Origin of the sequence: Fusicatenibacter faecihominis (assembly GCF_020686945.1) — a bacterium.
Lineage (GTDB): Bacteria > Bacillota > Clostridia > Lachnospirales > Lachnospiraceae > Limivivens > Limivivens faecihominis.
Genome location: NZ_JAJEPR010000097.1, coordinates 1 through 1,447, shown reverse-complemented (window position 1 = coordinate 1,447; position 1,447 = coordinate 1). Strand labels below are relative to the sequence as shown.

The following is a 1,447-nucleotide window of genomic DNA, read 5'->3' as shown; positions in this document are numbered from 1 at the left end:
TCTTTTCCTTAGAAAGGAGGTGATCCAGCCGCACCTTCCGATACGGCTACCTTGTTACGACTTCACCCCAGTTACCAGTCCCGCCTTCGGCAGCTCCCTCCTTGCGGTTGGGTCACTGACTTCGGGCGTTACCGACTCCCATGGTGTGACGGGCGGTGTGTACAAGACCCGGGAACGTATTCACCGCGACATGCTGATTCGCGATTACTAGCGATTCCAGCTTCATGTAGTCGAGTTGCAGACTACAATCCGAACTGAGACGTTATTTTTGGGATTTGCCCACCCTCACAGGTTCGCTTCCCTTTGTTTACGCCATTGTAGCACGTGTGTAGCCCAAGTCATAAGGGGCATGATGATTTGACGTCATCCCCACCTTCCTCCAGGTTGTCCCTGGCAGTCTCTCCAGAGTGCCCGACCTTACTCGCTGGCTACTGAAGATAAGGGTTGCGCTCGTTGCGGGACTTAACCCAACATCTCACGACACGAGCTGACGACAACCATGCACCACCTGTCTTCTTCGTCCCCGAAGGGAAAGGAGTCATTACACTCCCGTCGAATCGATGTCAAGACTTGGTAAGGTTCTTCGCGTTGCTTCGAATTAAACCACATGCTCCACCGCTTGTGCGGGTCCCCGTCAATTCCTTTGAGTTTCATTCTTGCGAACGTACTCCCCAGGTGGAATACTTAATGCGTTTGCGGCGGCACCGAAGGACTTTGTCCCCCAACACCTAGTATTCATCGTTTACCGCGTGGACTACCAGGGTATCTAATCCTGTTTGCTCCCCACGCTTTCGAGCCTCAACGTCAGTTGCCGTCCAGTAAGCCGCCTTCGCCACTGGTGTTCCTCCTAATATCTACGCATTTCACCGCTACACTAGGAATTCCGCTTACCTCTCCGGCACTCAAGCCTTACAGTTTCCAACGCAGTTCCGGAGTTGAGCCCCGGAGTTTCACGTCAGACTTGCAAAGCCGTCTACGCTCCCTTTACACCCAGTAAATCCGGATAACGCTTGCCCCCTACGTATTACCGCGGCTGCTGGCACGTAGTTAGCCGGGGCTTCTTAGTCAGGTACCGTCATTTTCTTCCCTGCTGATAGAGCTTTACATACCGAAATACTTCTTCACTCACGCGGCGTCGCTGCATCAGGGTTTCCCCCATTGTGCAATATTCCCCACTGCTGCCTCCCGTAGGAGTTTGGGCCGTGTCTCAGTCCCAATGTGGCCGTTCACCCTCTCAGGCCGGCTACTGATCGTCGCCTTGGTAGGCCGTTACCCTGCCAACTAGCTAATCAGACGCGAGTCCATCTCATACCACCGGAGTTTTTCACACCGGGCCATGCGGCCCTGTGCGCTTATGCGGCATTAGCAGTCATTTCTAACTGTTATTCCCCTGTATGAGGCAGGTTACTCACGCGTTACTCACCCGTCCGCCGCTCAGTCACAAATG

The 1,447-nt window shown here is 54.0% G+C and carries 1 rRNA gene; it reads right to left on the bottom strand.

Going from position 1 to position 1,447, the window contains the following annotated elements:
- Positions 1-12: 12 nt before the first annotated feature.
- A 16S ribosomal RNA gene (locus LKD71_RS18030) occupies positions 13-1,447 on the bottom strand; the annotation flags it as partial.